A 25059-nucleotide genomic window follows, 5' to 3' on the forward strand; every position below is an offset into this window, starting at 1 on the left:
CACTCATGTCAGGCATCGCACTGCCGCGCGCGCTGCGCAAATTCAATGTCTTCATCGACGGCGTCGGCTTCATCGGCCAGGCGCTGGAAGTCAAGCTGCCCAAGATCGCCATGGAAACCGAAAAATACCGCGGCGCCGGCATGATCGGCTCCGTCGCGCTGCTCAAGGGCTTGGGCGATCTGGAGATGGAGCAGACCTATAACGGCCCCATCCGCGAAATCGTCATGACTTTCGGCGCCGAACGCCACGACGCCGCTCAAATCCGCTTCATGGGCAGCTACGCCAAGGAAGACGACGGCAGCGCCCAGGCGGTGGAAGTCGTGGTCCGCGGTCGCCACAACGAACTGGACATGGGCGACGCCAAGGCCAAGGAAAACGGCTCGTTCAAGGTCAAGACCGACCTCAGCTATTACAAGCTGATCGTCGACGGCGAGGAGTGGCTGGAAGTCGACGTCGTCAACGACGTGTTCAAGGTGTTTGGCAAGGATATCCAAGCCGCGCACCGCGCCAACGTCGGTCTGTAAAACCCTCACCCGGCCCGCCCGGGCCGCTCACACCAAGGATTGAACATGCACGACAAAGACCCGATCACCCTGGACCAGCCTATCCAGCGCGGACAGACCCAAATCGCCGCCATCCGCATCAGCAAGCCCAGCGCCGGCCAGCTGCGCGGCACCAAGCTGGTGGATCTGCTGCAAATGGACGTCGGCGCGCTGATCACCCTGTTGCCGCGAATCACCCTGCCGCCGCTGACCGAGCAGGAAGTGCAAGCCATGGACCCGGCCGACCTGACCGAATGCGGCATCGCGGTGGTCAGTTTTTTGGGGAAGAAGGAGCGGCAGCCGAGCGAAGCGGACACGGCCTCCCCGGCCGCGTAGAAGACGCCATTGCCGACGTGGCGGTCATTTTTCACTGGCCGCCGTCGGCGTTTGAACACATGAGCCTGGCCGAACTGGCCGACTGGCGCGAACACGCCCGCCTGCGCAGCGGCAACGAGGACACATGAGCGATACCCGGATGAAACTGGAAGTGCTGCTGGCGGGCGTGGACAAATTGAGCCGCCCGCTGCGCGACGCCATGGCCGGCAGCAAGGAGCTGGCCCAGACGGTCAAGCACTCCCGCGAACAGCTTAAGGCGCTGGAGCGCACCCAGGGGCAGATGGCCTCCTTCAATCGCTTGCGCGAGCAATCCAAGGCCTCCACCGAGGCAATGCGCAAATCCAACGAGGCGCTGGACAAGCACCGCCGCGCGCTGGGGCTGGCGCAAACCGAGCGCACCGCCACCGCCGCCAAACTCAAGGCCGCGCAAAAGAGCTATGACAACCTCAATCACGCGCTGATCAAGTTTCCCAGTCTGGCCGGCAACTACACCGCCGCCATCGCCAAACAAAAGTTTGAGCTGGAAGCGCTGCAGCACAAGCACAACCTGCAAACCAACGCCATCCGCCGCGCCAAGGACGCAATGCAGAAGGAAAGCCTGACGCTCAAGGAAAACACCGCCAGCCGCCAGCGGCTGGCGCAAGAGCTGGTGAAAAGCCGTCAGCTGCTGGGCAATGCCGGCATCAAGGTGGGCCAGCTGGCCCGGCACGAGGAGCAGCTCAAGTCCAGTGTCGCCGGCGTCACCGCCTCGCTGGAAAAGCAGCAGACCGCGTTAGAGAAGGTCAGCCGCCACCAGCAGCGCCTGAACGACATCCGCGGCCGCTACGGCCGGGCCAAGGAAGTGCGCGACAAGGTAGCCGGCGTTGGCGTGGCCACCATGGCCGGCGGCGTGGCCACCGGCGCGGCGGTGCTGAAGCCGGTTGCGGCCTATGCGGAGGCGGAAGACTCGGCAACCCAGTTGAAGGGCGCCATGATGCGCGCCGGCGGCGTAGTGCCCCCCGAATACGAGCAAGTCAACCGGCTGGCCGAAAAGCTGGGCGACCGTCTGCCAGGTACAACGGCGGACTTTCAGGACATGATGACGATGCTGCAGCGCCAGGGCATGAGCGCCAAGTCCGTGTTGGGCGGCTTGGGCGAGGCCACCGCCTACCTGGGCGTGCAACTGAAGATGGCGCCGACGGAAGCCGCGGAATTCACCGCCAAGCTGCAAGACGCTACCCGCACCAGCGAAAAAGACATGATGGGGCTGGTGGACATGATCCAGCGCGGCTTCTACGCCGGCGTCGACTCCGGCAACATGCTGGAAGCCTACAAGGGTTTGGGCGCGGCCATGGACATGATCAAGGTCAAGGGCCTGGAGGGCGCCAAGGCCTTCGCGCCCTTCGTCGTGATGATGGACCAAGCCGGCATGCGTGGAGAGTCCGCCGGCAACGCCATCCGCAAAGTCATCGCGGCGGGGCTGAACGTCGACAAGATCAAAAAAGTGGAGAAGTCCCTGCTCAAGAAGAAAAAGATAAGCCTGGGGCTGGACTTCACCAATGGCAAGGGCGAGTTCGGCGGCCTGGACAATCTGATGAAGCAGCTGGGTAAGCTGCAGAAGCTGGACACCGTCAACCGCCTGGCGGTGCTGAAAGACATTTTTGGCGACGACAAGGAAACCAATGAAGTTCTTTCCAAGATCATCGAGAAGGGCCAAGGTGGCTACGACGATGTGGTAAAGAACTTGGCGGAACAGGCCAGCCTGCAGGAACGCGTCAACCAACAGCTCGGCACCCTCAAGAACCTTTGGGACGCCGCCAGCGGCACCTTCACCAACGCCATGGTGAAGTTTGGCGAATCCATCTCGCCGGAGTTGAAGGCTGCCGCGGAATGGATCGCCGACTTATCCGAAAAAACCGGCGCCTGGGCGCGGGAAAACCCGCAACTGGCGGCCACGCTGATGAAAATCGCCGCCGTCGTCGCCGTGGCGCTCACCGCGCTGGGCGGGCTGCTGATCGCCGCGGCGGCCGTCGCCGGTCCCTTCATGCTGGCGCGCTTCGGCCTGTCCATGTTCATGGCCACCCTCAGCAGCGGCCTGGGCGTCCTCGGCCGGATAGGCCCGGCGCTGATGACGGTGCTGAAAGTCGTCGGCTTCGTCGGCCGCATGATGATGTTCACCCCGATTGGCCTCGCCATCACCGCCATTGCCGCCGCCGCCACGCTGATCTACCTCTACTGGGAGCCGATCAAGGCCTTCTTCGCCGACATCTGGGCGGAAATCGTTATGGCGTTCAGCGGCGGCGTCGCCGGCATTGCCGCGCTGGTCCTCAACTGGTCGCCGCTGGGGCTGTTCTATCGCGCCTTCGCCGCGGTGATGGGCTGGTTCGGCGTGGAGCTGCCAAACCGCTTTACCGGCTTCGGCAGCATGATCATGCAAGGCCTGGTCAGCGGCATCAAAAGCGGGCTGGACTGGGTCAAAGACGCCATCCTCGGCGTCGGCGACATGCTGCCGGAGTGGCTGCGCAACAAACTGGACATCCACTCGCCGTCCCGCGTGTTCGCCGGCATCGGCGGCTACGCCATGGCCGGGCTGGAGCAAGGCATCACCCAGGGCCAGGGCAGCCCGCTGGCCGCGCTGCGCAGCGCCACCGGCAAGCTGACCGCCCTCGGCGCCGGCGTCATGCTCGGCGCCGGCCCGGCGCTGGCCGGCCAGCTCGATACCCGCCCGCCACTGGCGCGGCCGGCCATGGCCGCCGCCGCCCCCATCATGATCAACGCCCCGATCACCATCCATGCCGCGCAAGGTATGGACGAACGCGCGCTGGCGCGGCTGGTGCGTCAGGAGCTGGAAAAAGCCCAGCGCGACGCCCAGGCCCGCGAGCGCAGCAAATTTGGAGACATCGACTAATGCTAGGCCTGCCAATGATGGCGCTCGGGCTGTTCGTGTTCACCCGCAGCACTCTGCCCTATCAGGAAATGAAACAGCAATACGGCTGGCGCTGGCCGGGCAATCCCCGCGTCGGCGCCGCGCCCGGCCGCCAGTACACCGGGCCGGAGGAGGAGCCGATTACCCTGTCCGGCAAACTGCTGCCGGAGCTGACCGGCGGCGACAGCTCGCTGGCCCTGCTCAAGCTGATGGCCGATCAGGCGCTGGCCTGGCCGCTGATTGAGGGCACCGGCATGATTTACGGCTTCTACGTCATCGAAAAGCTGGACCTGACCCGCCGCGAATTCTTCAGCGACGGTAAGGCGCGCGAGATCGACTTCACCCTAACCTTGCAGCGTGTCGACGGCAGCATGCTGGACCTGCTCGGCAATCTCAGTCGCGCGGTGATGGAGCTGGCGTTTTGAGCCCGGACAGCCTGATGGCCGCCGGCCAGGATATCGCCCAGCAAGGCATGGACCTGGCCGGCCAGGCGCTGGACGGTCTGGCCAGCTTCGCCGGCCTCAACGGCGCGCCGACGCCGGCCTGGCGGCTCACCCTCAACGGCAAGCCGCTGGACAGCGCGCTGCGCCGCCGGCTGGTGGCGCTGACGCTGACCGACAACCGCGGCTTCGACGCCGATCAGCTCGACATCGTGCTGGACGACAGCGACGGCATGCTGGAACTGCCCGGCCGCGGCGCCGTCATCGCCGTGGCGCTGGGCTGGCGGCATAGCGGCCTGATCGACAAGGGCAGCTACACCGTCGACGAAGTGGAGCACAGCGGCACGCCGGACATTCTGACCCTGCGCGCCCGCTCAACCGACCTGCGCGAAGGCATCGCCGCCAAGCGCGAAAAGAGCTGGAGCAAGACCACGCTCGGCGCCATCGTCCGCGCCATCGCCGCCGCCAACCAGCTGCAGCCGGCAATACCGGACTGGCTGGCCAAGCGCCGCGTCGAGCAACTGGACCAGCGCAATGAAAGCGACGCCCAACTGCTGCACCGGCTGGCGCGCGAACACGACGCCGTGGCCACGGTGAAAAACGGCCGCCTGGTGTTCTGCAAAGCCGGCGACGCCGAAACCGTCAGCGGCAAGCCCTTCCCGGTCTGCACCCTCACCCGGGCCAGCGGCGACAGCCACCGCTTCAACATTGCCGACCGCAACGCCTACACCGCCGTCAAAGCGCAATGGCAGGATCTGAACCGGGCAAAGCGCGGCGAAATCATCGTCGACAAAAACACCCGCTTCGAACGCCGCGCCACCGTCACCAAGCTGGGGCGCAAGACCAAACGCAAAAAACTGACCGCCATCCAGCAAAAAGGCGTGGAGCCCAGCGCCGGCAACGTCAAAGTGCTGCGCCACATCTACGCCAGCGAAGCCACCGCACTGCAGGGGGCGAAAGCCACATGGGAAAAGCTGCAGCGCGGCGCCGCCGAGTTCAGCATCAACCTGGCCTACGGCCGGCCGGAACTGTTCGCCGAACTGCCGGCCAGGGTGCAGGGCTTCAAGCCGGCCATCGACGCCACCGACTGGGTGATCAACAAAATCACCCACACCCTGAACGACGGCGGCTATACCTGCCAGCTGGAACTGGAGATGAAGCTGGAGGCGGCGGAAGACCCCGCGCCCTCCGGAACAACGCCGCGCTAGGCGACGTTGCGGCCACTTACACAGCGTCCATTCATATCGGGTTTTCCGATCAAAACCATCTTCTCACCATCTATAAAACCAATATAATCGCCTCACCTGTGATACACATTCCACCACGGAAACCCGAGTAAGCTTATTAAACGGGCACGCGGTGAATAGGAGAAAACATGCAAGTACAAGCACCCAAATCCTGGCAAGAACGCGTCTTCTACGCAGTCGTTTATGAAGTGTGCGCCATCATCCTGCTGATGCTGCTGGGAACCTGGCTGCTCAACCAAGACACCACCAAAATGGGCGTATTGGCTGTCATGCTGACCACCATGGCCATGCTATGGAACATGGTGTTCAACGCGCTGTTCGAGCGACTGGAACGGAGACAAGGCTGGACGCGCACCCCCGCGCTGCGCGTATTGCACGCCTTGCTGTTTGAAGGCGGCTTGGTAATCCTGCTGGTGCCGCCGACCGCCTGGTGGATGGGTCTCAGCTACTGGCACGCCTTTCTGCTGGACATCGGCTTCTTCTTGTTCTTCCTGCCCTACACCTTTGTCTTCGGCTGGGTGTACGACAAGCTCCGCGCCAGCCTGCGGAGCCGCCAACACGGCTTCTAAACAGCCAGCCGTACCGCAGTGTTGGAAGAAACGCCCGGCGCCGTGCCGGGCGTTTTTCATTAACAAGACTTGCGCCGCCGCGCATTCAGTGCCGCTTTGGACAGACCCTGAACTGGCGTCCAAACCTTAACGCAGCACGATTTTTGAGATCGAGCATTGCGTTCCATCCAAAGAGATGATTGGCGTGGAGATGACATCGTTCTTGCCCTGGTTTTTCGCAATGCAACTCAAGGGCGAAGCGGGTGAAAAAGTGATCGTTGTATCGGTAAACACAACGTCTCCGACCGGCTTCTGGTCATACCCCTCGATCACGAAAAATGCGCGGTTTTGGCTTTGCCGCTTCATGTCGATACTGAAGTCAACAGACCGCCCCGTCCGCATATTCCTTACCTTCTGATGCCACGCCGTGTCGCGTAGAGTCATAGACATTTTCAAGCGATCCCCCACATTGACCGGCATGATCGGACCGCCGTGGCAGTCCGTGTATCCGGGATGGCGCCCAAAAGTATTCACGTACTGCCCGGACACCCACCATGTCGAATATTCAGAAGGCTGGGCCCCCGGCGCGCAGGAGGGCCCCCAGGTTAACACTGGCTGCAAAACGCCATTGTCTATCGGCAGAAAGTTCGCCCCCTCAGGTCCGAGTCCGGGCCATAGAAAAAGCGTGCCGGAAGCCGGCGGTTTTTCCGGAACCGTCAGCGTGGTCTCCAGCGATACAATCTTCGTCTCCAAGGGATTGAACCCCGTAAACTCTCGCGTTTGATCATCATCAATCATGGTCGGCGGGGCGACGTAAACGGTGAGCGTTGCCGTTTTCTGCGGGTCCTGCGAAGCCACGATATTGATGTCGATTTTTCCACTCGCTGAATGGGGTATTGTCGCCCTCCACACTGAGTGTGTATTCGAATTGACCACCGGCGAAACCTGGCTTGATGTTGGATTCCATCTCACCGACGACCTGCTCGAATCCAGCTCAAGCGTTTGGCCTGCCTGCATGCCAATGGCTACAGTTTGGCCGGGAGCCAGTGAGAGAGAATCGACGGCCTTGCCGCCAACCTTGGCAGTGGCGCGGAAAGTGATGGAAGCCTTTGGAGAGTCTTGACAGCCTTGAAGCGTGATGGCCCCAAGCAGGAGAGAACGCAACGCCATTCGCATAACATATTCCTTGTTTGATTTGGTACCACGCGAAGGCTATGCAAATGAAATGCTATTGTTTTTTATCTACCCACAGCCTTAGCGACTGAACGGATAAGCTACCATAAAAATTCAGTCGGCAATTGAAGTGGCCCACGGCCGGCCGGAGCGGTTCGCCGAACTGCCTGCCAGGGCGCAGGACTTCAAGCCCGTCATCGACGCCACGAAATGGGCGATCAACAAAATCACCCACACCCTGAACGACGGTGGCCAAACCTATCAGTTGGAGCTGGAGAGGAAGCTTGGTGAGATGAAACAAAAGCAGGCCATACTATTTCAAATTTGTACTCGCATGACTCACGATATACCGCCAATGGTTTTCACGGCCTTCAGGCGAAGCAAACACATAAACATAATCATACCTATCCACAAAATAGACGATCGTATTGCCATTCTTGCCCGCCTTGCTGGTTGCAGACCTAACATTGCGTGGAATTAACGCATAAAGTTGTCCAGCCTCATCAGGGCTGTTTTCCCAGGTCACATTTGCCAAGCAAATCTTGAAAAACTCCGCTCCGCCTGGATAAACAAACACCGTGTTCTTTTTGACAAATCGAGGATTTTCAAAACTTAACCCCCCATTGCGATGCTGATGAATCGCTATTAATTCATCATCGCTCCCAATCGAGTCTCTAAGGTGCTTTTCTACAAAACCTTCACCGTATTGAATTTTTGCCATTTGTCGCCTCTACTTCATGAAAAGCGTCGCTGACAACAGAAGCTCTAACAAAACTATGAACATTTCAATCAAATAATTCAAATTACATCCGCTGTCATTTTGGATGGCTACTCAGCCCCTTCCCCATCCCATCCGGGACAAAGCCGCGCCCAGGCAAACCGCGCAGAGTAAAGCGCAAGACTGCCTTGTTCGCTTGCCGTTGCTTGACAATATCTCATTTTGAGATACACTAAGCTCATGAAACTGATCAGCAACCGCGCCTTGCGCGACTTCGCCCAGGCTCACCCGGACGCGGAACAGCCACTGCAAGGCTGGCGCCGCGTCATAGAAAAGAACGCGTTCGCCAACTATGCCGCAATGAAGCAAGCCTTCAACAGCGTGGACAAGGTGGGAGAGCTGATGGTGTTCAATATCGGGGGCAACAAGTTCCGGCTGATCGCCTTTGTGCAGTTCCCTCGACAAGTAGTGTATGTGAAGGCCGTGCTGACGCATGGCCAGTATGACAAAGGAGACTGGAAATCATGAACGCCCGTATCGACGCCGCCAGCCTGCTGCCCGCCTGGCGGGCTTTCAGCCAGGCCACCGACATCCGCCCCATCCGCGATGCCGACCACTACGACCGCATGAGCGAGCTGCTGGACGCACTGTGGGACAGCACCCAGGGCGATGAACAGCACCCGCTGTGGGATTTGAGCGAGCTGGTTGGGGATTTGGTCCACGACTACGAAAACCGCAATCACCCAATGCCGGACGCCAGCGGCCTGGATGCGCTGCGCCATCTGATGCAAGAGCACGGCCTGCGCCAGAACGACCTGCCGGAGATTGGCAGCCAGGGCGTGGTGTCCGAAGTGATGGCCGGCAAGCGCGAGCTGAACCTGCGCCAGGTCAAGCAACTGGCGGCCCGCTTTGGCGTCAGCCCGGCGACCTTTATCGATTGATTAGGCTAAGACATGCAAAAGCCCCGCTTGATGCGGGGCCTTGCATTGCTGGGACGCAAGAGCAAACGCAAGAAACTCACTCCCATCCAGCAAAAGGGCGCGGAGCCAATCTTCCACTGACCATGCAGGTCCGCAGATGCCCCCTCTTTCCTCATTGCAAAAACGAAACGCCCCACTTGGGGCGTTTTTTCATGGCTTTCATTTGCTCTAACCAGCTAGCTACACCCTCCACTGCATCAAACTAGGCAAGACCAAGCCTCAAATGTACAAGCTTGACTTACCGCCTGCTCCTTGTTACATGCCGTTCCTCTTCCGTTACAAAAAAAATCTGGATGTATCAAATCGTAAAAACAAATAATTCACCGGTGGATGCACATCAATTGAATATGAACACCCAAGCGCAAAATCACAATATCAAAAATCTTGCAAGCGCAGAGCGCGTAAAGAAGGTAAGAGGCTTCTTTCAACCCCTAAGACAGAAAGGAGGTGGAGAGGAAACTGTCAAGACTTGTAAAAAATGGAGATTTAGCAATACCATGATTGCGCTCGAATGAAGCTCAACAGCGCAGCGAGAAAGGGAATCTATTTGAAGAAAGCATTGCTGCAACTATGTGTACTGATCCATGTAGTCGGCACCTATATGGCGCCGCTTCTGGAGGAGAGAGACACAAATGAAAAGAGCGCCAGCTTTAGCGGCGCTCCCGTCATCGTCCTAGGGACGAACAACCAAATTATGATCAACCCACGCACCCCGAATGACGCATCGGAGAAAGGACAGCCTTAAGCTGGAGAAGGAGCTGGCGGCAACCAGCTCTTTCCCTTGATACATAGGCGGAGTGTAGTTAAGCCCCCTGCATCCGTCAACCCAAGCTCACTTATCCACAACATGGCACACCGCTGCCCCGCGCCAGTGAACAAGCCTGCGGCTACGCGCCAACCGTTTTTGGCGCTTGCGCGTCAGCTCGACCGCCTGGGTTTTGGTCTCAGGCTTGGACTCGGCGCCTTGATCAACAACTCGAATCATTCTCGAAAAAAACAGACTACAGCGGTCTAATTTATCTACTGTCATTCCCACAGACATCAATAAAAACCCACCCCCCAAAGCAGATAATAGATATAAAGCCAAATTCTGCAAAAATGGAAATATGCCCATAGCCGGACTAGAAGGGTCTTCTACCCTGTAAATATCGGCCATCGTTGTCAGGGCATCCGCAGCCACTACGCCACACATGATGGAAGAAAAACCGAGCACCCGTAGCATGGCTTTGCTATGGTGCCCCAAGTCAGCAAGCCTCAAATACAAGGAGGTGGAAAAAGCATAAACACCACTAAGACTCAGCAGCTCAATCTTGATAAAACTTGGATTACGGACCGCCAATTGACCAAACCAATAAAAAACTATTCCAGGGATAAGAAAAAAAATAACACTCGACGTGAACCTTGCGTATTTCCAAACTTGATGAACCATTATTCAGCCGATCATTTTCCCAATTCTTTAAAAATTAACCTTGTGTAGACATACGCTATGTCGACTACACATCAGGCCTGACCCAGCCAAAGCGAACAAACACCCCAAGCACATCATCATACACTTCCAGATCACCCATTCTTTGACAATGCACATAGAATTTAATCATTGCCTCATTTGAAGGCTTATTCATAAGCTCGGCGCTTCTCAAAGCAACAAACAATAGCCACGGAGTATTATTCGCGCTCCAGTTCTGCCCATTTGACACAACTGCATTTAACAACTCATCCCATTGATCACCATTCATTTCCTCAGCAAATGGAACAATCAATTTTCTAAAATTCTCCTCAGAACCGCGATAACTTCCTGACTCCCTATATATACTAATTCCACGACTCCAAAGTTCAGGAATAGCGACTTGAGATACTGCGCTTATCACAGATTCTGCATCTAACTCAGAAATAACTCTCAGCAAGGCACGCCGAAACTGTGGAGCATTCACACCTAACAAAACACGGTAATCAGTTATGCTTTGCGGGTCTATATTATTTACGGTTTCTTGAAGTGCTGTTTTGGTAGGATCTTGCAATTGATCCCAAAAAGCAGGAAAGCGGGCCAAAAATGCAATTATTCGATAGCGATACTCAGGCTCAGAGTTATCAATCAGTCTCACAATAGAAGCAGCGACATCTTGCCACGCCTCTACAGCGCGATCCTTTACCGCAACGAGGGAAGACTCAATCTTACTGTAATGAGCATCCCATTCAGCTGGCACAGCCTTAACTAACGACTTGGCCAACACGACACCAAAATTAGGGATATTAGCAACCCTAACTCGCTGAAGGTATCTCTGCTCAACATAGTCAATAATTTGCTCATGGTCTGCAGGAAACCCCACCGACTGGACATCCACATCAAATACATCGAAGATTGCCCGTCCCTGTCTTGGCTCACGCGCTAGCACAAGATCAACCACATTAACCAAATGAAGCCGTACAAGCTCCGATGAGGGCTCAAAAAGCTCAGCCTCGGCTGAGTATGCCGGATGTGCACATAAATGCCGGTCCTCGCGCAAACGAGACAGCTGAGTGAAGTCAATACTATTTAATATCTGTGTTTTATCTTTAGCATGGCCAAGGATATCTTTCTCCAACTCCAAAAGTTTTCTAAGATCCTGGCTACTATTGGCCTTGTCCCATGTTTTAATAAAATCAACTGCCGATCCTTCACCATCAGCGCTAAGCTCACGATATTTGGCGATCAAATCAAAAACCAAAGCCACCCAGGCTGAAGTTAGAGATGCACGCAACGCCCCAGCCTTATAAGACCTTACCGATTCAATAAAATATTTCTTTGATGGTGGGTTTCTAATTCTTGAAACCAAAATATCCAAATCAATAAAACCAGCATCCATGCTATCTGTTACCCTCTTGATTTATGAGTATTCAGCCCATCACTCAGAGCAATCCATATTGCTTTGATTAAAATCCATCTACATCTGCACACAGCCTTGCTCAAGGCAAGGCATTGCCATGGAGAGGTGGCCATTGGGCTAACGGTCCTAGCCGCGCCACAACAACAGCCAGCCTGTCAGCAGCACCCCGGCCAGCCAGGTGAGCCGCATCACCATCCGGCCGTAGCGGCGCGCGTCAGCGTAGTCGTCGCCATGGCGCCAGAGGCGCCAGTTCAGCGCGGCACGCCCAAGCAGATAGCTGGCCAGCGCAAAGCCGGCCAGGGAATAGGCCAGCCAGTACAGCGGAGTCAGGAAGTCGAGTGTCATTGGAATTATCCCAAGCAAAGACGCCACAATACGAAGCTACTTAAGCCCGCGAGGTTCTCAGGTCATGCGCCCAATCGAATGGGCTGGCCACCTCGCCGGACTCTTCAGACGTCACATAACCCTGAACCCGGTCCAGGCGAAAGGTGCGCTTTGACTGCCGTGTCAGGCAGTGCCCCTGGAAATACTCTTCATCGACCACCCGCACCACTACACGCCGTTCTGAGTACTCGCCATTGGCGTTGCGGTAAGCGAAACGGATGGTGTCCAGCTGGTTTCCGGTGATCCGATGTCGGCTGGGGGTCTTGGAGCGGCGCTTGACCTTGGGCGGGCTGGTATCGGTTGGTGGTGTCAGGGCCGTCCAACCGCGCATATCGGCGATGCTTTTGCCATAGGCCACAGCCTCGGCCAGTTCCAGTACATCCATGCCTTCCATGACGGAGACTTCGCCATCGGCCAACACTTCTCGGATGTAGTCGGCCATGAGTTTGACCGGGCCGCCGCTCGCCACCCAGGGGTGCAGATCCAACCAGCCCGCCAGCATGCGGACTTCCCCCTCCTCCATCACCCCGTCTTCCGCCATTTCGCGACACATCTCGCGCAGCTCTTCCAGCGCGCCATTCAAGCGCACGCCGCCAGAAAATGAAGTGCTGACCGGTTTAGGCTGCCGGGAAGGTGCCTTGGCAGTCGGAGGGCTTGAGGTCTTCGGTTTCTTGGCCTCCATGAGGCTCCCGGCAGCGCCAAGAACGATCAGGAAGCCCGCGGCATTCCAGTACCAGGCATCGGCGGCAAACAGCATGGCTTGGAGGGTGCCGATAATGAAAGCGGTGATTCCCGCTAACCAATGCCTGGTCAACCCGCTGCGGCCTTTTGAGGCATGTTCTTTTGCTGCCGCATACCAAAAGGCAGCCATGCTAAAAATGGCGGAAAGGAAGAAGATAAGGGACATGAGAGCCTCAATGTCAAAGGTGCAATATGTCGCGATACATTGTCGCAACACTCATTACAACCCAAAAGCATAGCACGTTGACATGATGCAAATCACAAACAAAGCACCCGGCACTTGGCCGGGCGTTGCTTTTGCGGACTTGGTTCCGCACTACTCGGAAAGATTCTGGTGGATCTGCTGCATCACCCCGAGGGCCAGGCGCTGGCCGCGCGGGTCCAGTTGTTGGAACTGGTTCAAGAGGGCGTGAGCTTCCGGCGTGAGCTTCGAGTCATCGCGCTTGCCGGTGATGATGTAGGTGACATCGAAGCCGGCAGCATAGAGCTTTGCTAGCACTTCAGCGTTAGGGAAGCTGGTCCCCTTTTCATAGCCGAGGTAGGTCGCATAGCTAACATCGGCGGCCTTATGCGCTTCCATCTGGATCAAGCCAAGACGGCCTCTTTCCTCTTTTAGACGTTCCCCGATGCTCACATTACACCCCGTTCGCCTGTGGCGAATATGAATCACACCTCTAGTTTTCTCGAGTATGTGGTTTGCAATATCAAATTTTCTAGAGTACGATTCACATCAACTCTACTTTTCCATAGATAGTAACTCACATGCAAAACGCCGAACAGACAGCCCGCCCGCGCCGCGCTTACGGTCCGCGCGGCACCTCCAAGGTCAAGGTTGTGCAGATGCGCCTGCTGCCGGCCGAACGCAGCGAGTTCGATCAGGCTAAAGCCGACGCCGGTTGCTCCGAAAGCAAGCTGGCCCGCGATATCTATCTGCTGGGCCTGGCCGCCTGGAAAGCCCGCCGCGCCGGCCATGTTTGAACTGTAGCCAAGCCGCCGTGGCCTGGAAACCACAAGACCTCTAGATTTTTGGTGATACCCGATGGACAACTTCAGAAATTGCTACCAACAGATGTGCAAGGGCATGCCCGGCGGCTGGCCGGCGATGGCCGCCGCACTGGGGATCACCAAGGACGCGCTGGAGAACCGCGTTTACGAACGCAAGGGCCAGGTGGTGAGCCTGCATGAGGCGATGCAGATGCAGGCCTTCCACGGCTCCACGCTGTTTGCCGAGGCGGTGGCGATGGACAGCGGCGGCGTGTTTGTGCGCATGCCGCATGTGGGCCCGGTGGACAACGAAGAAATCCAGAGTCTGTACATGGAGCTGGTGGAAGACGTGGCGCGGCTGGCGCGCGAGTGGCGCGAGGCCACCCGCGACGGCGAGGTGGACGGCCGCGAACGCCGCCGTCTTGAGCGCATCCAGCACGATATCTGCGCCAAGACGGTGCAGATGAACGAGCTGACATTCCAGTTGTTTTGCCGGAGCTGAGGCATGGCTTACCCGTGCAAATACTGCGGCAGTGTCTCCTACGCGCGCACCAGCCGAATGCTGACTGAAACGGTGCGGGAAACCTACTACCAATGCGGCGATTACGAGAACTGCGGCAAGCCGTTCAAAACCTATAGCGAAGCCTGCGCCATCGAGCACCAGCGCAAGCGCCTGGACTTGAGAACGCCCGTAGATGAAAGGCAGCTGGAGCTGCCCGGCCTCGCCTGACGAACTGACTTAACCCCGTTTCCCCCTTGCAAAAATCGCACCCGCGCGGCGCGAGGGGGCTTTTTACGCCCAAAAACTGGAGAACACCATGAAAAAGCTGCGTTACGTCCGCTTCAAAAACGGCACCGGCTGCTACACCGCGCCGCTGCGCCAGCCGGCCGGCAACGGCCAGGCCATCGCCGCCGCCCTGGTGCTGGCGCTGTTGGTGGTGCTCCAGTTCACCCTGCCCGTCTGAGGAAACCGTCATGTCCTACGCCGCATTCCAACAGGCCCGCCAACGGCTGGCCACCCAGGCGGAAGACCGCCGCACGGTCCAGCACTTGCAGTCGGTGCGCGCCTTGCAATCCAAGGTGCTGACGCTGGCGCAGCTGGAAGCCATCGCCGATATGCAAGACGGGCTCAAGGTGATGGCCGGCGTGCGCGAGCAGATCGTCCGCCTGTCCGCCTTGCACCGCCTGCCGCTGGCCGGCCTGGGTCTGGGCATGGCGGAGATGGGGCAGCTTTGGTATCAGCTGGAAACCCTGTTGGCGGAAAGCGAGCATGCCGCGGCGCGGCTGGCCGCCGGTGCGGTAGAAGTGGAAGCACCGGCAGCGCGGCCGCACAGCCAGGACGCGGCGGCATGACGCCCAAAACGCCGGAACTCAGCTATTTGCCCGACAGCTGGGCGCTGGCCAAGATCGGCCACTTTCCGCGCCACTTGCAGCGCGCGGTGCGCGGCAACTGGCTGCGCCGCCGCAATCGCAACATCACCGGCCGCAAGGGCGTGCTGGACGATGGCCGCGAGGCGGAGGCGAACAACTACTTGCGCGAACTCGTGAACAGGTTTCCGGCTAAGGCGCTGGAGCTGGGCGCCAGCGAAAGCCAGCTGGTGGAGTACGCCAAGGCCAAGGCCGGTCAGGCCGAGGCGCTGCACCGCGACGGCGCCAGCATGAAGGACTTGGAACGCTTCTGCAGCGAGCACGGCATTGCGCTGCCGAACGCGGACACCGACGGCGGCATCAAGCTGCGCCTGGCCTGCAGCCTGTGGTGGCGCCGGAATCTACGCAAGGTGAACGCGCGCAAGGCCGAGGCGTTGTCCATCGCGCTGGGCCTGGTGCACAAGCGCCACGCCTTGTACGCCAGTCACGACGCGGTGGCGCGCCGGCGCGAGCAGAAGCGCCGCAACCGCGCACTGCTGGAAGCGCTGACCGCCATCAACGAGCTGGGCGATGAGTTCAATCTGGCCGACGTGGCCGACGCCGGCATGAGCAATCCGCGCATCCGCCGCGCCGAGCTGATGTGTCGCATCGCAGGTTTTGAGCATATCGCCATCGGCCTGGAGCTGGCCGGCGAGTTCATTACCCTCACCGCCCCCAGCCGCTTTCACCCCCGCGTGGCGGCCAGTGGCCAGCGCAATCCACATTACGACGGCGTGAGCACGCCAACGGATACCCGCGATTACCTGGGCGGGGTGTGGTCACGCATTGGCGCCAGCCTGGCGCGCGCCGACATCAAGATTTTCGGCTTCCGAGTGGCGGAGCCCCACCACGACGGCACGCCGCACTATCACGGCTTGTTCTTCATGAAGCCTGAGCATGTGCGCGAGTTTCGCCGCATCGTGGCTCGCCATGCGGTGCGCGAGGACTGCCACGAGCTGGGGCTGCGCTACGCGCTGACGAAGGCCGACGCCATGGCCATAGCGCGGAAGCAAAAGGCCGCCGGCGCCAAGGAACCGCTGGCCGCGCTGGCGGACGCCATCGGCTGGGAAAAAGCGTTCTGGGCCGGCAAGGCCACGCGCTGGGTGTGGAAGGCCATCAAGGCCCGCGTCGACTTCAAGCGCATCGACTGGAGCCGCGGCACCGCCGCCGGCTACATCGCCAAATACATCGCCAAGAACGTGGACGGCACCCGCCAGGACGGGTTTTCCATCGGCCAGGACTATGAAGCCGTTGGCGGCCGGCCGGATGGCGACGATGGCGTAACGCTGGCCGAGGATTATGCCACCGACGCCACCGTCACCGCCCAGCGCGTGGACGCCTGGGCCAGTACCTGGGGGATTCGTCAGTTCCAGCAAGTGGGCGGGCCGCCGGTGGGGGTGTGGCGCGAGCTGCGCCGCATTGACTACGCGGACGCCGAGGACGTGCTGATGCGCGCCGCCGCCGCGGCGGACGCCGGAAATTGGGGCCGCTTCGTTGAGGTGATGGGCGGCCACGAAGCCAGCCGCAAGCACATGCCGCTGCGGCTGGCCAAGGACAGCGCGCCGGCCACCAACCGCTACGGCGAGCCGGGGCAGAAGCGTCTGTTCGGGGTTGTTGAAGTGGACGGCGGACAGCTGGCGGTGACTCGGATGCACACCTGGGAAATCAAGCGCGGGGTTGAGGTTTTAGGGCGCGAAAGCGCCCCTTGGACTCGTGTCAATAACTCTACGGAAACGAAATTCACCCCAATTCCGGCCCAGCCGGGCGACGCCCAGCGCATTGCGGCCGAGGCCGACGAGATGGACATCTACATGAGCACACGACCGGAAGACGACGCCTTTCTGCCGGAGGCCGAAAACCGCGCCCGCCAGCAGCGAGGCCGCTCCGCTCAGCGGCAGTTCCAGCAGCAGATCAGCGAGTTCATGCGCTTTGCCGACGACTGGGTGCAGCAAGCCCAACGTCAGGCCGAGCAGAAACGCGCCGACACCGTGCTGCGCCTGACCAGCCAGCGCCTGACAAAGCGCTTTAAGCGCATGGCGCCGGCGGCCGGCCTGGAACACATCAACGAAATCCGCATGGCCGCCCTGCTGCAAAGCCAGGACGCGCCACGGCCAGGTGCACGCTGGCGCGCCGAGGGCGGTAGCAGCAAGCCCATCGCCAGACAGCTGAACAACGCAATCGACCGCGCGCGGAAGTTCACCGCTCGGGTCCAGTGAGGAGGAGTCCGTAATGAACGTGCAAACCAATCTCTACATCCGTCTTGTGCAAGCCGCCACCGGTAAATACCGCGATGAACTGGACGCGGTAAATGGCCAGTTCCACAACATCGAACGTGCCGAACGCATCGCCCGGCGGCTGCGAGACATCGAGCTGGACGCCACCACCGAGGCTGGACCGGGTGCAGTTCCGTTCATCGTGCTGCGCTTGCCGATTGAGCTGTTGCAGCTGCAAGGCAACGTCATCGCCCTGGTGCGAAACACCCTGGAGCGCCAGCTCGTGCAGAACGGCTGCGACAGCCAGGGTCGCGACTGCTTCCAGATCCTGGACGACGAGCGCGCCAGCCTCGCTTTGGTGGTGGAGCCCATCTAATACCCCGGCCGCAACCGCGGCCATAGGCGAGCGGCCAGCCCAATCAACTGGGGTGCGCCGTTCTCTGATAAGCCGGCAAGGCCGCTCGCCTATGGCCGCTAGAAGAATGAAGAAGGAAAAGACGATGAAAGAAACGCTGAATCTCGACGAAGCCGCCGGCCTGATGAACATCGGCACGGAAACGGCCAGGGAGCTGGCGGACAAGGGCGCGCTGCCCGGCTGCAAGGTGGGCGTGGCCTGGGTATTTCTCCGCGACGATGTGCTGACCTACATCCGCGACGAAGTCCGCCGTCAGACCAATGAACGGCTGGCGCTGGCCGAGGCCTCCCGCGTCATGGGCGAGGGCTTCAAACCGGCGCGGGTCAAAACGGCCGCGCGGGCGGCGGGGACGCGGGGCAAGCAAACTCGCACACTGCCCAACTTGGAAGGATTAGAGGCTGTTTGAATTGAAGCCCGTGGGCCGCTAGTGAAGCTAAAGCATAGTCGGCCATGCTTTGGAGAGCCGACTCAAGAAATACCAAAATCCTTGAAAATGACAAAAACAAAACCAAGAGCATTTTTTGCCACATTCATGACATTTTTTAGTCCTTTTCCACTACATCTGTCTAATTTTTGCACCAACATTTCTTCGTCTGAAGAAAAAACCTAGACGAACAGCCTCCTAACTTCTACAATCCGAACCAATGATCAATCAATCAGTCATGACCGATTGATCATTGGCATGAGAATGACTTTGTCTTTGAAAAACCACCCTAAGGAAAATTGCAAATGCATAAAACCGCCATCGCACTGGCTTTACTGGCAAACATCGGCACGGCCTTTGCCGCGGAAAAAACAGGCCCCTACATGTATGGCAACATTGGGGGAACAATGAGCCCAGAAAAGTTTGGTGATAATTTTAGCAACACTTTTGTGGACGCTTTATTTAGCTCTATTAATGGACAAAAAACTGAAAGCGATGGGAATAGCAGCACCATAGCTTTTGAAGTTGGAGCCGGCTATAGGGTTAATAACAACTTTGCAGTTGAAGCAGGCTATTACCACACTGGTAAATTTAAAAATCCAAAGCTTGGCGACCTCGACTCCAGAGCCTTGCGATTATCTGGGCTGGCAATCGCTCCCATAGGGGAAAGCTTTGAACTCTATGGCAAAGCTTCTTTATACGGGGTACAAGAAAAATTTAGTAGTCACACAGCTCAAGTCGAAAGTTCAAAAACACACAAAATGGCCTATAGCCTGGGGGTAGGTGCAGCCTACCATGTAAACAAAAGTGTCAGCATAAAAACCGAACTGGATTACATGCAGTCATTTAAACAAAAAAATCCTATGTTCAAAAAAGATGGGAAATACAACTTTAATGTCGGCTTAAACTACCACTTCTAAAAAAAGCTAGCTGAGACATCGTAAGAGTTTCAGCTAGCTCGTTTTGCAAAATTAACACATCAATTACATTTTACTCTTAAGCTCTCCGCAGTCTCCAAAGCATCAACACTAGCAGCCACTATAGACTTGGCATAGGGAAGAACCACTACACCATGGGCCAACAACCCGTCAAACATTGCCATCAAATATACGCCGCACATTTTTTTATCTAAGCTTTTTGGAAATTCACCCTGTTCTATCCCACGTTTAATTTGCTTGTATATAAATGAATACGCAAATCTATCCATGAACTCTCGACACCTGATTATTTTTTCATTCTCACTATTGTTTTCACAACGACCAAACAAGATAGCAACAACCCTTTGAATTGAGCTAGGATTAATCAGTCTCTCCAAATAAAACAAGCCAATACACATTAACGCCTCTTTTGCTGAAGCAGGCACTCTAGGCAGCTTAAGCGTCTCATCACTAATGGCTCGCTTTACCATTTCAACGCACACATCTATCTTATTTTGATAATGGTTATACACGGCACCTCTAGACACCCCTGCTTTTTGTGCGATATCCGCCATTGTCGAAACTGAAAGCCCCCGCTCCATAAAAACCAATTCAGCAGCATCTAAAATAAGTTTTTTTGTCTTCTGAGAATCTTCTTTTGTCTTTCCAGCCATACCCACCCCCATCAAAATCAAGCCATTAAAATAGCTCAATTGAAAATCCAATTTTGCAGAGAACACAAACTAATACAAAATCATGTATGGCATCTATTGAAAAGTAAATACCATATTTTAATAATCACCAAAGTAGACAAGCAAGATCGCTCCCCCTCAGGTTGGCATACCTTGATAGCATCCTCGGATCTTTATGCCCAGTTACCTTCGCAATCTGCAGATCGGACAATTGAGTGCGTTCAAAAAAACGGCTAGTCGCCTCGTGCCTCAAGTCATGGAACCCAAAGTCAGTACAGCCGGCCGCCTCGAAAATCCGCGCGTACTGCCGCGAAAGCAAGGCGGTGGTCTGCTTTAAAGCCATGGGGCTGTCGTTGCCATTCCACCATGGTAGCAGTCGACCGCCGTCAAACTTCCAGCCAGCCATCCCACGTTCGCCAGTGTCTACCTGCAAGCGGTATCGCGCCAACGCCCCCAGCGCAATGGACGTCAAGGGCACCTGTCGCTTGTCCCCGTTCTTGGTCTTATCTAAAAAGATGGTTCGGCGTTCAGTGTCGATCTGATCCAGCGTCAAGGTGTACATCTCACGCAAGCGCATGCCGGTTTCAATCGCCAGCTCGAACAGCAGCTCAAGCGCACCTTGCCAGCGCAGCGCCAGGGCGCGCTGGCGGCCTTCCGGCTTCTGGCCATCCATGATGCCACGCACGGCCTTTTCTTCGTCTGGCGCCAGCCGCCTGTCCCGCCATTCATCAACCGGCACCTGTACCGCTTTCCCCTCTTTTGCTGTCGCGCGGAGCACGGCGGCATCGGCGTCGTTGTAGGTGGCGTAGCGCTTGGGCAGTAGCCGCAGCGGGTTGGTGACAAATGTGCTGTTCGGTCGTCGGGTAAGGTGGTCAAAACAGCGGGCCAGCGAGCCTACATAGTGACGAATGGTGGAAGGCGAAAGCTTTGCATCCTGCTTCATGCTGCGAACCCAGCTTTCCGCCCATGAGTAGTTGACCGTGCGCAGCTCAATCTCGCCCACCTTGCCTGTTAGCGTGGCCAGCACGGGCTTGTCGGACTCCGCAACGGCGACCTGCACCAGATAGTCACGGATCGCGTCGCGGATGGTCGCTATGTCCGGTTTCTCGTTGAGCAATTCGGGCGGCACAATGCCTCGGTCCAGTAGTGCTTCCAGCCTGGCACAGTAGTTGTCGCCCTCCTCCTCTCGTTCGAAGGTGAGGGACACGGGGCGCGGCAGTACGCCTTTGCGGCGGACGATGAACTCCCAGGAACCACTGGGGCGCTGACGTTTTGTGGCCATGCAAACTCGCGTAGTCGGCAAAAACTATAGTCTACGCGTGGTTCGCCGCTCTGAGCGAGTGGTTAAGGGCCGAAAAGGATGGGGAAAAGCTAGGATTTCGGTGGTTGACAGCTGGCGCCAGACAAAGCAAAAGCCCCGCAAGTCTTTGACTTACGGGGCTTTAACTGGAGGCGGGGGTCGGAATCGAACCGGCGTAGACGGATTTGCAATCCGCTGCATAACCACTTTGCTACCCCGCCGTTGCCGGCGAACCATCAGCCATGGCTGATGATTTTAATTTGGAGCGGGAAACGAGGCTCGAACTCGCGACCTCAACCTTGGCAAGGTTGCGCTCTACCAACTGAGCTATTCCCGCAGGGGTGATGCAACAACAAGCATGTGGGCGCTGGAGCGGGAAACGAGGCTCGAACTCGCGACCTCAACCTTGGCAAGGTTGCGCTCTACCAACTGAGCTATTCCCGCGTCGCACAATGCTATTGCAGAAGTTTTGGAGCGGGAAACGAGGCTCGAACTCGCGACCTCAACCTTGGCAAGGTTGCGCTCTACCAACTGAGCTATTCCCGCGTCGCATAACGCTATTGCAGAGGATTTGGAGCGGGAAACGAGGCTCGAACTCGCGACCTCAACCTTGGCAAGGTTGCGCTCTACCAACTGAGCTATTCCCGCATTCAAAACTGCTGCAATACTTCTGCTTTCTCTTCGCTGCTGCTGGAGCAGCGCTGAGAGATGCGAATTATAAGGATTTATCAGTCACTGTCAACACTTCAAACATCAATTTTTTTCCCGGAAAACTCCTTGGCGGCCATCCTCAGGTAATAAACCATTGACCACAAAGTCAAAATCACCGCCACCACCATGAAGGCATTGCCCAAAATTAATGTCGAAACCCCCGGCAGCAGCGGGCCGGCATACAGCAACAGCAGAATCGCCACCATTTGCGCCGCGGTTTTCAACTTGCCGATATAGGCCACCGCCACGCTTTTGCGGGTGCCCATCTCCGCCATCCATTCCCGCAGCGCGGAGATGGCGATCTCCCGGCCGATGATGATCATCGCCATCCAGCCCTCGGTGCGCCCCATCTGCACCAGCAGGATCAAGGCCGCGGCGACGATCAGCTTGTCCGCCACCGGATCCAGGAAAGCGCCGAAGGCCGAGGTCTGACCCAACTTGCGCGCCAGATAGCCGTCCAGCCAATCGGTGATGGCCGCCAAGGCGAAGATGGCGGCGCCTACCTGGTTGCGGCTTTCCAGCAGCAGCACGGAATCCGGCAAAAAGAAGACCGCTACGCAGATGGGGATCAGGGCAACCCTGAGCCAGGTTAGGAATATCGGCAAATTGAAGGGCATCGGTGTCAGTAATCTTATTGTTTGCGGCTCGGTCAAAAACTGCGCGTCCGCCCCAAGCCACAACGGGACGCACGGCAATGGTTACAGTGTATAAACGATGGCGCGCCGGCAATCAATGCAGCGCGTTGTAAATCTTCTCCGCCAGGGTGCGGCTGATGCCGTCCACCTGGGCCAGGTCGTCCATGCTGGCGGCGGTCACGCCGCGCAGGCCGCCAAAGCGCATCAGCAGCTGTTGCCGGCGCTTGGCGCCCACGCCCGGAATCTCCTCCAGCGTGGACGCGGTGCGCGCCTTGGCGCGCCGCGCGCGGTGGCCGGTGATGGCGAAGCGGTGGGCTTCGTCCCGCACCGTCTGGATCAGATGCAGCGCCGGGTGGTCCTGCCGCAGCTGCAGGCTCTTGTCCAGATAAGGCAGGATCAAGGTCTCCAGGCCCGGCTTGCGTTCCTCGCCCTTGGCGATGCCGACGATGGGCAGGTTCAGGCCGATTTCGGCGAACACTTCCAAAGCCACGCCCACCTGCCCCTTGCCGCCGTCGATGAACACCGCGTCCGGCAATTTGCCGTCGCCCGCCGCCAGCTTGCCGTAGCGACGTGACAACACTTCGCGCATCGCCGCGTAATCGTCGCCGGGCTTGGCGGTTTCGATATTGTAGCGCCGGTATTCGCCGGGCTGCATAGCGCCCTTGTCGTAGATCACACAGGACGCCACCGTGGCCTCCCCCATGGTGTGACTGATGTCGAAGCACTCGAAACGGCCGGCGCCCTCCAGTTCCAGCACCTCGTTGAGCTGGACCAGCCGCTGGTTTTGGGTGGCCTTGCTGCTAGCCCGCTGCATGATGGCCAGCGCGGCGTTCTTCTCCGCCATTTCCAGCCACACCCGTCGTTCGCCGATGGGATTGCTGGCGATGGCCAGCTTGCGCTCGGCCTGCCGCTCCAGATGCTGGCGCAGGGTCTCGGAAATTTCGCCGTTGATGATGATGGCCGGCGGCAAGGGCGCGCCCAGATAATGCTGGGCCAGGAAGGCTTCCAGGCTGTCTGCCAGTTCCCCCTCCTCCCCGCTGACCGGGAAAAAGCTCTTGTCTCCCAGATGCCGGCCGCCGCGTATCATCACCAGATTGACGCAAAGCATGCCCTCCTGCTGCACCGCGGCCACCACGTCGCAATCCTGCTGGCTGGAGTTGCTGGACACGAACTGCTTCTCTTGCACCCGCGCCAGCGCCTGGATCTGGTCGCGCAGCTCCGCCGCCTGTTCGAACTCCATCGCCTCGGCCGCCGTCATCATGCGCTGGGTCAGGCCGTCGATCAGCTCGCTCTGGCGGCCTTGCAGGAAGGCCACCGCGCTGGCCACGTCGCGCGCGTAATCGTCCTTGGAGATATGGTCGACGCAGGGGCCGGAACAACGCTTGATCTGATACAGCAGACAGGGACGGGAGCGATTGGCGAACACCGCGTCCTCGCAAGTGCGCAGCCGGAACACCTTTTGCAGGATCTGGATGCTCTCGCGCACCGCGTAGCCGTTGGGATAGGGGCCGAAATACTGGTGCGGCCGCTTGGGGTCGCCGCGGTAATAGGCCATTTGCGGGAAGGCGTGACCGCTCAGCATCAGATAGGGATAGGACTTGTCGTCGCGGAACAGGATGTTGTAACGCGGCGTCAGCGCCTTGATCAGGTTGTTTTCCAGAATCAGCGCTTCCGCCTCGGAACGCGTGACCGTGGTCTCGATGCTGGCGATCTGGCGCACCATCAGCTGGATGCGCGGCGACTGGTCGTTTTTCTGAAAGTAGGAACTGACCCGCCGTTTCAGGTCTATCGCTTTGCCAACATAAAGCACGCTGCCCGACGCGTCGAGCATTCGATACACGCCGGGCAGATTGGGCAGGGAAGCCAGTACCGCCTTGTAGTCAAAAACCGGTTTCGTCACTTATTTTCCGCACCAGGTTTGCACATTGGCCTGCGCCTGGCTAATCAGCTCGTTGCGCTGGGCGTCGGTGGCCAGCGCATTGGAACCCGGCATGCGGATGCGGCTATTGGTCTGCACCGAGGCCAGCTGATTGCGCGCGTTCTGGCAATTCTGCTCGCGGATCTTGGCGTTGGCCTCCACGATCTTGGCGTTTTCCGCCGCGATCTTGGCGTTTTCCCCGCCGGCGTCCTTGCCCGACGCTTTCTTGCTTTCCTTGGCCGGAGCCGATGCCGGCGCCGGCGCGCGCGTATTCATGCGGCGGGCGTTGACGCTGGCCGGCGGCTGGTCCGAATACACGGTTTTTCCGGCCTCGTCCTTCCATACATAGACTTCCGCGCTGGCGGCGGAGGAGCCCAGCAAAGCCAGCAAAAAGGTCCATACTAAGGTTGACTTCATCATCGACTCCCTGACCCGAATGCGCTGCAGATACTCAAATTGTAAGGCCTGCGCGGCCTGCGAGCAAAAAGGTAACAGGGTTGCGGGCGGAAAGCCCCTTTTTTTGCAATAGCGACAATGCCTCGGTATAATGCCGCTTTGCCGCAAA

32 protein-coding genes and 5 tRNA genes are annotated in these 25059 nt (G+C 58.2%); 20 read left to right on the forward strand and 17 right to left on the reverse strand.

Annotation, left to right across the window (positions count from 1 at the left end):
* Nucleotides 1-5: 5 nt before the first annotated feature.
* The 7 genes from AB1Z25_RS16140 (at nucleotide 6) to AB1Z25_RS16170 (ending at nucleotide 6039) form a co-directional block, all read left to right on the forward strand.
* Nucleotides 6-524: a phage major tail tube protein gene (locus AB1Z25_RS16140; protein ID WP_486635674.1), complete on the forward strand. Its 519-nt coding sequence runs from the start codon at nucleotides 6-8 to the stop codon at nucleotides 522-524.
* Nucleotides 525-569: 45 nt separating this feature from the next.
* On the forward strand, nucleotides 570-878 hold the full coding sequence (locus tag AB1Z25_RS16145) for a phage tail assembly protein (RefSeq protein WP_486635675.1): 309 nt from the start codon (nucleotides 570-572) through the stop codon (nucleotides 876-878).
* Nucleotides 879-895: 17 nt separating this feature from the next.
* Entirely contained in the window at nucleotides 896-1006 is a 111-nt protein-coding gene (locus tag AB1Z25_RS16150; RefSeq protein WP_039753474.1) for a GpE family phage tail protein, read from the forward strand.
* Complete coding sequence (locus AB1Z25_RS16155; RefSeq protein ID WP_486635676.1) at nucleotides 1003-3765, forward strand: phage tail tape measure protein; 2763 nt, start codon at nucleotides 1003-1005, stop codon at nucleotides 3763-3765. The genes AB1Z25_RS16150 and AB1Z25_RS16155 overlap by 4 nt, the downstream gene beginning before the upstream one ends.
* Nucleotides 3765-4208, forward strand: a complete 444-nt coding sequence (locus tag AB1Z25_RS16160; protein ID WP_235086728.1) for a phage tail protein — start codon at nucleotides 3765-3767, stop codon at nucleotides 4206-4208. The genes AB1Z25_RS16155 and AB1Z25_RS16160 overlap by 1 nt, the downstream gene beginning before the upstream one ends.
* Nucleotides 4205-5431 (forward strand): phage late control D family protein, encoded by a 1227-nt coding sequence (locus AB1Z25_RS16165; RefSeq protein ID WP_486635677.1) that lies wholly within the window; start codon nucleotides 4205-4207, stop codon nucleotides 5429-5431. The genes AB1Z25_RS16160 and AB1Z25_RS16165 overlap by 4 nt, the downstream gene beginning before the upstream one ends.
* Nucleotides 5432-5598: 167 nt before the next feature.
* On the forward strand, nucleotides 5599-6039 hold the full coding sequence (locus AB1Z25_RS16170; protein WP_191185844.1) for a multidrug/biocide efflux PACE transporter: 441 nt from the start codon (nucleotides 5599-5601) through the stop codon (nucleotides 6037-6039).
* Between the two features lie 126 nt (nucleotides 6040-6165).
* Here the strand turns inward: AB1Z25_RS16170 and AB1Z25_RS16175 are convergent, their stop codons facing one another.
* Nucleotides 6166-7194 carry a hypothetical protein gene (locus AB1Z25_RS16175; RefSeq protein WP_486635678.1) on the reverse strand — a complete coding sequence of 343 codons (1029 nt, stop codon included), beginning with the start codon at nucleotides 7192-7194 and terminating at the stop codon, nucleotides 6166-6168.
* A gap of 310 nt (nucleotides 7195-7504) precedes the next feature.
* A complete protein-coding gene (locus AB1Z25_RS16180; RefSeq protein ID WP_486635679.1) occupies nucleotides 7505-7912 on the reverse strand; it encodes a hypothetical protein in 408 nt (135 codons plus the stop codon).
* Between the two features lie 237 nt (nucleotides 7913-8149).
* Here AB1Z25_RS16180 and AB1Z25_RS16185 point away from each other — a divergent pair, with 237 nt between their 5' ends.
* The 4 genes from AB1Z25_RS16185 to AB1Z25_RS16200 all read left to right on the forward strand — a co-directional run bounded on the left by AB1Z25_RS16185 (nucleotide 8150) and on the right by AB1Z25_RS16200 (nucleotide 9634).
* Nucleotides 8150-8437, forward strand: coding sequence for a type II toxin-antitoxin system HigB family toxin (locus AB1Z25_RS16185; RefSeq protein WP_486635680.1), 288 nt, complete (start codon nucleotides 8150-8152; stop codon nucleotides 8435-8437).
* Nucleotides 8434-8850 (forward strand): helix-turn-helix domain-containing protein, encoded by a 417-nt coding sequence (locus AB1Z25_RS16190; RefSeq protein ID WP_081551040.1) that lies wholly within the window; start codon nucleotides 8434-8436, stop codon nucleotides 8848-8850. Before AB1Z25_RS16185 ends, AB1Z25_RS16190 begins: the two co-directional genes overlap by 4 nt.
* A gap of 332 nt (nucleotides 8851-9182) precedes the next feature.
* A complete protein-coding gene (locus tag AB1Z25_RS16195) occupies nucleotides 9183-9404 on the forward strand; it encodes a hypothetical protein (protein ID WP_486635681.1) in 222 nt (73 codons plus the stop codon).
* Nucleotides 9401-9634, forward strand: coding sequence for a hypothetical protein (locus AB1Z25_RS16200; RefSeq protein WP_486635682.1), 234 nt, complete (start codon nucleotides 9401-9403; stop codon nucleotides 9632-9634). The genes AB1Z25_RS16195 and AB1Z25_RS16200 overlap by 4 nt, the downstream gene beginning before the upstream one ends.
* A gap of 87 nt (nucleotides 9635-9721) precedes the next feature.
* On the opposite strand, the gene AB1Z25_RS16205 is transcribed toward AB1Z25_RS16200, so the two are convergent.
* The 5 genes from AB1Z25_RS16205 to AB1Z25_RS16225 form a co-directional block, all read right to left on the reverse strand.
* Nucleotides 9722-10318, reverse strand: coding sequence for a hypothetical protein (locus AB1Z25_RS16205; RefSeq protein WP_486635683.1), 597 nt, complete (start codon nucleotides 10316-10318; stop codon nucleotides 9722-9724).
* A gap of 64 nt (nucleotides 10319-10382) precedes the next feature.
* Nucleotides 10383-11732, reverse strand: coding sequence for a hypothetical protein (locus AB1Z25_RS16210; protein WP_486635684.1), 1350 nt, complete (start codon nucleotides 11730-11732; stop codon nucleotides 10383-10385).
* A gap of 147 nt (nucleotides 11733-11879) precedes the next feature.
* Nucleotides 11880-12098: a hypothetical protein gene (locus tag AB1Z25_RS16215; RefSeq protein ID WP_486635685.1), complete on the reverse strand. Its 219-nt coding sequence runs from the start codon at nucleotides 12096-12098 to the stop codon at nucleotides 11880-11882.
* Nucleotides 12099-12138: 40 nt separating this feature from the next.
* Nucleotides 12139-13044: a hypothetical protein gene (locus AB1Z25_RS16220; RefSeq protein WP_486635686.1), complete on the reverse strand. Its 906-nt coding sequence runs from the start codon at nucleotides 13042-13044 to the stop codon at nucleotides 12139-12141.
* Nucleotides 13045-13194: 150 nt separating this feature from the next.
* Entirely contained in the window at nucleotides 13195-13512 is a 318-nt protein-coding gene (locus AB1Z25_RS16225; RefSeq protein WP_486635687.1) for a helix-turn-helix domain-containing protein, read from the reverse strand.
* 128 nt (nucleotides 13513-13640) lie between these two features.
* Here AB1Z25_RS16225 and AB1Z25_RS16230 point away from each other — a divergent pair, with 128 nt between their 5' ends.
* From AB1Z25_RS16230 to AB1Z25_RS16270, 9 genes are all read left to right on the forward strand, one after another.
* Nucleotides 13641-13856 carry a hypothetical protein gene (locus tag AB1Z25_RS16230; RefSeq protein ID WP_486635688.1) on the forward strand — a complete coding sequence of 72 codons (216 nt, stop codon included), beginning with the start codon at nucleotides 13641-13643 and terminating at the stop codon, nucleotides 13854-13856.
* Nucleotides 13857-13917: 61 nt separating this feature from the next.
* Nucleotides 13918-14364: a YmfL family putative regulatory protein gene (locus AB1Z25_RS16235; RefSeq protein ID WP_486635689.1), complete on the forward strand. Its 447-nt coding sequence runs from the start codon at nucleotides 13918-13920 to the stop codon at nucleotides 14362-14364.
* Between the two features lie 3 nt (nucleotides 14365-14367).
* Complete coding sequence (locus AB1Z25_RS16240; RefSeq protein ID WP_486635690.1) at nucleotides 14368-14592, forward strand: ogr/Delta-like zinc finger family protein; 225 nt, start codon at nucleotides 14368-14370, stop codon at nucleotides 14590-14592.
* Between the two features lie 88 nt (nucleotides 14593-14680).
* Nucleotides 14681-14827: a hypothetical protein gene (locus AB1Z25_RS16245; RefSeq protein WP_486635691.1), complete on the forward strand. Its 147-nt coding sequence runs from the start codon at nucleotides 14681-14683 to the stop codon at nucleotides 14825-14827.
* 10 nt (nucleotides 14828-14837) lie between these two features.
* Nucleotides 14838-15215 (forward strand): hypothetical protein, encoded by a 378-nt coding sequence (locus AB1Z25_RS16250; protein WP_486635692.1) that lies wholly within the window; start codon nucleotides 14838-14840, stop codon nucleotides 15213-15215.
* Nucleotides 15212-17485, forward strand: coding sequence for a replication endonuclease (locus tag AB1Z25_RS16255; RefSeq protein ID WP_486635693.1), 2274 nt, complete (start codon nucleotides 15212-15214; stop codon nucleotides 17483-17485). Before AB1Z25_RS16250 ends, AB1Z25_RS16255 begins: the two co-directional genes overlap by 4 nt.
* Before the next feature lie 13 nt (nucleotides 17486-17498).
* On the forward strand, nucleotides 17499-17858 hold the full coding sequence (locus tag AB1Z25_RS16260) for a hypothetical protein (RefSeq protein WP_486635694.1): 360 nt from the start codon (nucleotides 17499-17501) through the stop codon (nucleotides 17856-17858).
* Between the two features lie 124 nt (nucleotides 17859-17982).
* Nucleotides 17983-18303 carry a helix-turn-helix domain-containing protein gene (locus AB1Z25_RS16265; protein ID WP_019102743.1) on the forward strand — a complete coding sequence of 107 codons (321 nt, stop codon included), beginning with the start codon at nucleotides 17983-17985 and terminating at the stop codon, nucleotides 18301-18303.
* Nucleotides 18304-18626: 323 nt separating this feature from the next.
* A complete protein-coding gene (locus tag AB1Z25_RS16270; protein ID WP_486635695.1) occupies nucleotides 18627-19241 on the forward strand; it encodes an outer membrane beta-barrel protein in 615 nt (204 codons plus the stop codon).
* Nucleotides 19242-19300: 59 nt separating this feature from the next.
* On the opposite strand, the gene AB1Z25_RS16275 is transcribed toward AB1Z25_RS16270, so the two are convergent.
* The 10 genes from AB1Z25_RS16275 to AB1Z25_RS16320 form a co-directional block, all read right to left on the reverse strand.
* Nucleotides 19301-19951, reverse strand: a complete 651-nt coding sequence (locus tag AB1Z25_RS16275; protein WP_486635696.1) for a TetR family transcriptional regulator — start codon at nucleotides 19949-19951, stop codon at nucleotides 19301-19303.
* Nucleotides 19952-20036: 85 nt separating this feature from the next.
* Nucleotides 20037-21212: a site-specific integrase gene (locus AB1Z25_RS16280; RefSeq protein WP_486635697.1), complete on the reverse strand. Its 1176-nt coding sequence runs from the start codon at nucleotides 21210-21212 to the stop codon at nucleotides 20037-20039.
* A gap of 165 nt (nucleotides 21213-21377) precedes the next feature.
* Nucleotides 21378-21451 (reverse strand) — tRNA-Cys (locus AB1Z25_RS16285).
* Nucleotides 21452-21491: 40 nt separating this feature from the next.
* Nucleotides 21492-21567: transfer RNA gene (locus AB1Z25_RS16290), tRNA-Gly, on the reverse strand.
* A gap of 31 nt (nucleotides 21568-21598) precedes the next feature.
* Nucleotides 21599-21674 (reverse strand) — tRNA-Gly (locus AB1Z25_RS16295).
* A gap of 26 nt (nucleotides 21675-21700) precedes the next feature.
* Nucleotides 21701-21776 (reverse strand) — tRNA-Gly (locus AB1Z25_RS16300).
* 26 nt (nucleotides 21777-21802) lie between these two features.
* Nucleotides 21803-21878, reverse strand: a tRNA-Gly gene (locus AB1Z25_RS16305).
* Between the two features lie 98 nt (nucleotides 21879-21976).
* The gene (gene pgsA, locus AB1Z25_RS16310) at nucleotides 21977-22558 is read right to left on the reverse strand and encodes a CDP-diacylglycerol--glycerol-3-phosphate 3-phosphatidyltransferase (RefSeq protein ID WP_107798479.1); all 582 of its coding nucleotides are present in this window, start codon (nucleotides 22556-22558) and stop codon (nucleotides 21977-21979) included.
* A 112-nt stretch (nucleotides 22559-22670) separates the two neighbouring features.
* Complete coding sequence (gene uvrC / locus AB1Z25_RS16315) at nucleotides 22671-24476, reverse strand: excinuclease ABC subunit UvrC (RefSeq protein ID WP_486635698.1); 1806 nt, start codon at nucleotides 24474-24476, stop codon at nucleotides 22671-22673.
* The gene (locus tag AB1Z25_RS16320; RefSeq protein ID WP_253314863.1) at nucleotides 24477-24911 is read right to left on the reverse strand and encodes a DUF4124 domain-containing protein; all 435 of its coding nucleotides are present in this window, start codon (nucleotides 24909-24911) and stop codon (nucleotides 24477-24479) included.
* Between the last annotated feature and the right edge of the window lie 148 nt (nucleotides 24912-25059).

The sequence above is a fragment of the Chromobacterium sp. HL1 genome, assembly GCF_057418835.1.

Excerpts from the sequence above, each read along its gene's own strand:
- pgsA (WP_107798479.1), bottom strand. The coding sequence starts at position 22,558 with ATGCCCTTCAATTTGCCGATATTCCTAACCTGGCTCAGGGTTGCCCTG.
- AB1Z25_RS16250 (WP_486635692.1), top strand. The coding sequence starts at position 14,838 with ATGTCCTACGCCGCATTCCAACAGGCCCGCCAACGGCTGGCCACCCAG.
- AB1Z25_RS16190 (WP_081551040.1), top strand. The coding sequence starts at position 8,434 with ATGAACGCCCGTATCGACGCCGCCAGCCTGCTGCCCGCCTGGCGGGCT.
- AB1Z25_RS16170 (WP_191185844.1), top strand. The coding sequence starts at position 5,599 with ATGCAAGTACAAGCACCCAAATCCTGGCAAGAACGCGTCTTCTACGCA.
- AB1Z25_RS16140 (WP_486635674.1), top strand. The coding sequence starts at position 6 with ATGTCAGGCATCGCACTGCCGCGCGCGCTGCGCAAATTCAATGTCTTC.
- AB1Z25_RS16240 (WP_486635690.1), top strand. The coding sequence starts at position 14,368 with ATGGCTTACCCGTGCAAATACTGCGGCAGTGTCTCCTACGCGCGCACC.
- AB1Z25_RS16195 (WP_486635681.1), top strand. The coding sequence starts at position 9,183 with ATGTATCAAATCGTAAAAACAAATAATTCACCGGTGGATGCACATCAA.
- AB1Z25_RS16230 (WP_486635688.1), top strand. The coding sequence starts at position 13,641 with ATGCAAAACGCCGAACAGACAGCCCGCCCGCGCCGCGCTTACGGTCCG.
- AB1Z25_RS16255 (WP_486635693.1), top strand. The coding sequence starts at position 15,212 with ATGACGCCCAAAACGCCGGAACTCAGCTATTTGCCCGACAGCTGGGCG.
- AB1Z25_RS16205 (WP_486635683.1), bottom strand. The coding sequence starts at position 10,318 with ATGGTTCATCAAGTTTGGAAATACGCAAGGTTCACGTCGAGTGTTATT.
- AB1Z25_RS16220 (WP_486635686.1), bottom strand. The coding sequence starts at position 13,044 with ATGTCCCTTATCTTCTTCCTTTCCGCCATTTTTAGCATGGCTGCCTTT.
- AB1Z25_RS16320 (WP_253314863.1), bottom strand. The coding sequence starts at position 24,911 with ATGAAGTCAACCTTAGTATGGACCTTTTTGCTGGCTTTGCTGGGCTCC.
- AB1Z25_RS16200 (WP_486635682.1), top strand. The coding sequence starts at position 9,401 with ATGAAGCTCAACAGCGCAGCGAGAAAGGGAATCTATTTGAAGAAAGCA.
- AB1Z25_RS16270 (WP_486635695.1), top strand. The coding sequence starts at position 18,627 with ATGCATAAAACCGCCATCGCACTGGCTTTACTGGCAAACATCGGCACG.
- AB1Z25_RS16160 (WP_235086728.1), top strand. The coding sequence starts at position 3,765 with ATGCTAGGCCTGCCAATGATGGCGCTCGGGCTGTTCGTGTTCACCCGC.
- AB1Z25_RS16175 (WP_486635678.1), bottom strand. The coding sequence starts at position 7,194 with ATGCGAATGGCGTTGCGTTCTCTCCTGCTTGGGGCCATCACGCTTCAA.
- AB1Z25_RS16145 (WP_486635675.1), top strand. The coding sequence starts at position 570 with ATGCACGACAAAGACCCGATCACCCTGGACCAGCCTATCCAGCGCGGA.
- AB1Z25_RS16180 (WP_486635679.1), bottom strand. The coding sequence starts at position 7,912 with ATGGCAAAAATTCAATACGGTGAAGGTTTTGTAGAAAAGCACCTTAGA.
- AB1Z25_RS16185 (WP_486635680.1), top strand. The coding sequence starts at position 8,150 with ATGAAACTGATCAGCAACCGCGCCTTGCGCGACTTCGCCCAGGCTCAC.
- AB1Z25_RS16245 (WP_486635691.1), top strand. The coding sequence starts at position 14,681 with ATGAAAAAGCTGCGTTACGTCCGCTTCAAAAACGGCACCGGCTGCTAC.
- AB1Z25_RS16155 (WP_486635676.1), top strand. The coding sequence starts at position 1,003 with ATGAGCGATACCCGGATGAAACTGGAAGTGCTGCTGGCGGGCGTGGAC.
- AB1Z25_RS16280 (WP_486635697.1), bottom strand. The coding sequence starts at position 21,212 with ATGGCCACAAAACGTCAGCGCCCCAGTGGTTCCTGGGAGTTCATCGTC.
- AB1Z25_RS16210 (WP_486635684.1), bottom strand. The coding sequence starts at position 11,732 with ATGGATGCTGGTTTTATTGATTTGGATATTTTGGTTTCAAGAATTAGA.
- AB1Z25_RS16265 (WP_019102743.1), top strand. The coding sequence starts at position 17,983 with ATGAAAGAAACGCTGAATCTCGACGAAGCCGCCGGCCTGATGAACATC.
- AB1Z25_RS16235 (WP_486635689.1), top strand. The coding sequence starts at position 13,918 with ATGGACAACTTCAGAAATTGCTACCAACAGATGTGCAAGGGCATGCCC.
- AB1Z25_RS16260 (WP_486635694.1), top strand. The coding sequence starts at position 17,499 with ATGAACGTGCAAACCAATCTCTACATCCGTCTTGTGCAAGCCGCCACC.
- AB1Z25_RS16215 (WP_486635685.1), bottom strand. The coding sequence starts at position 12,098 with ATGACACTCGACTTCCTGACTCCGCTGTACTGGCTGGCCTATTCCCTG.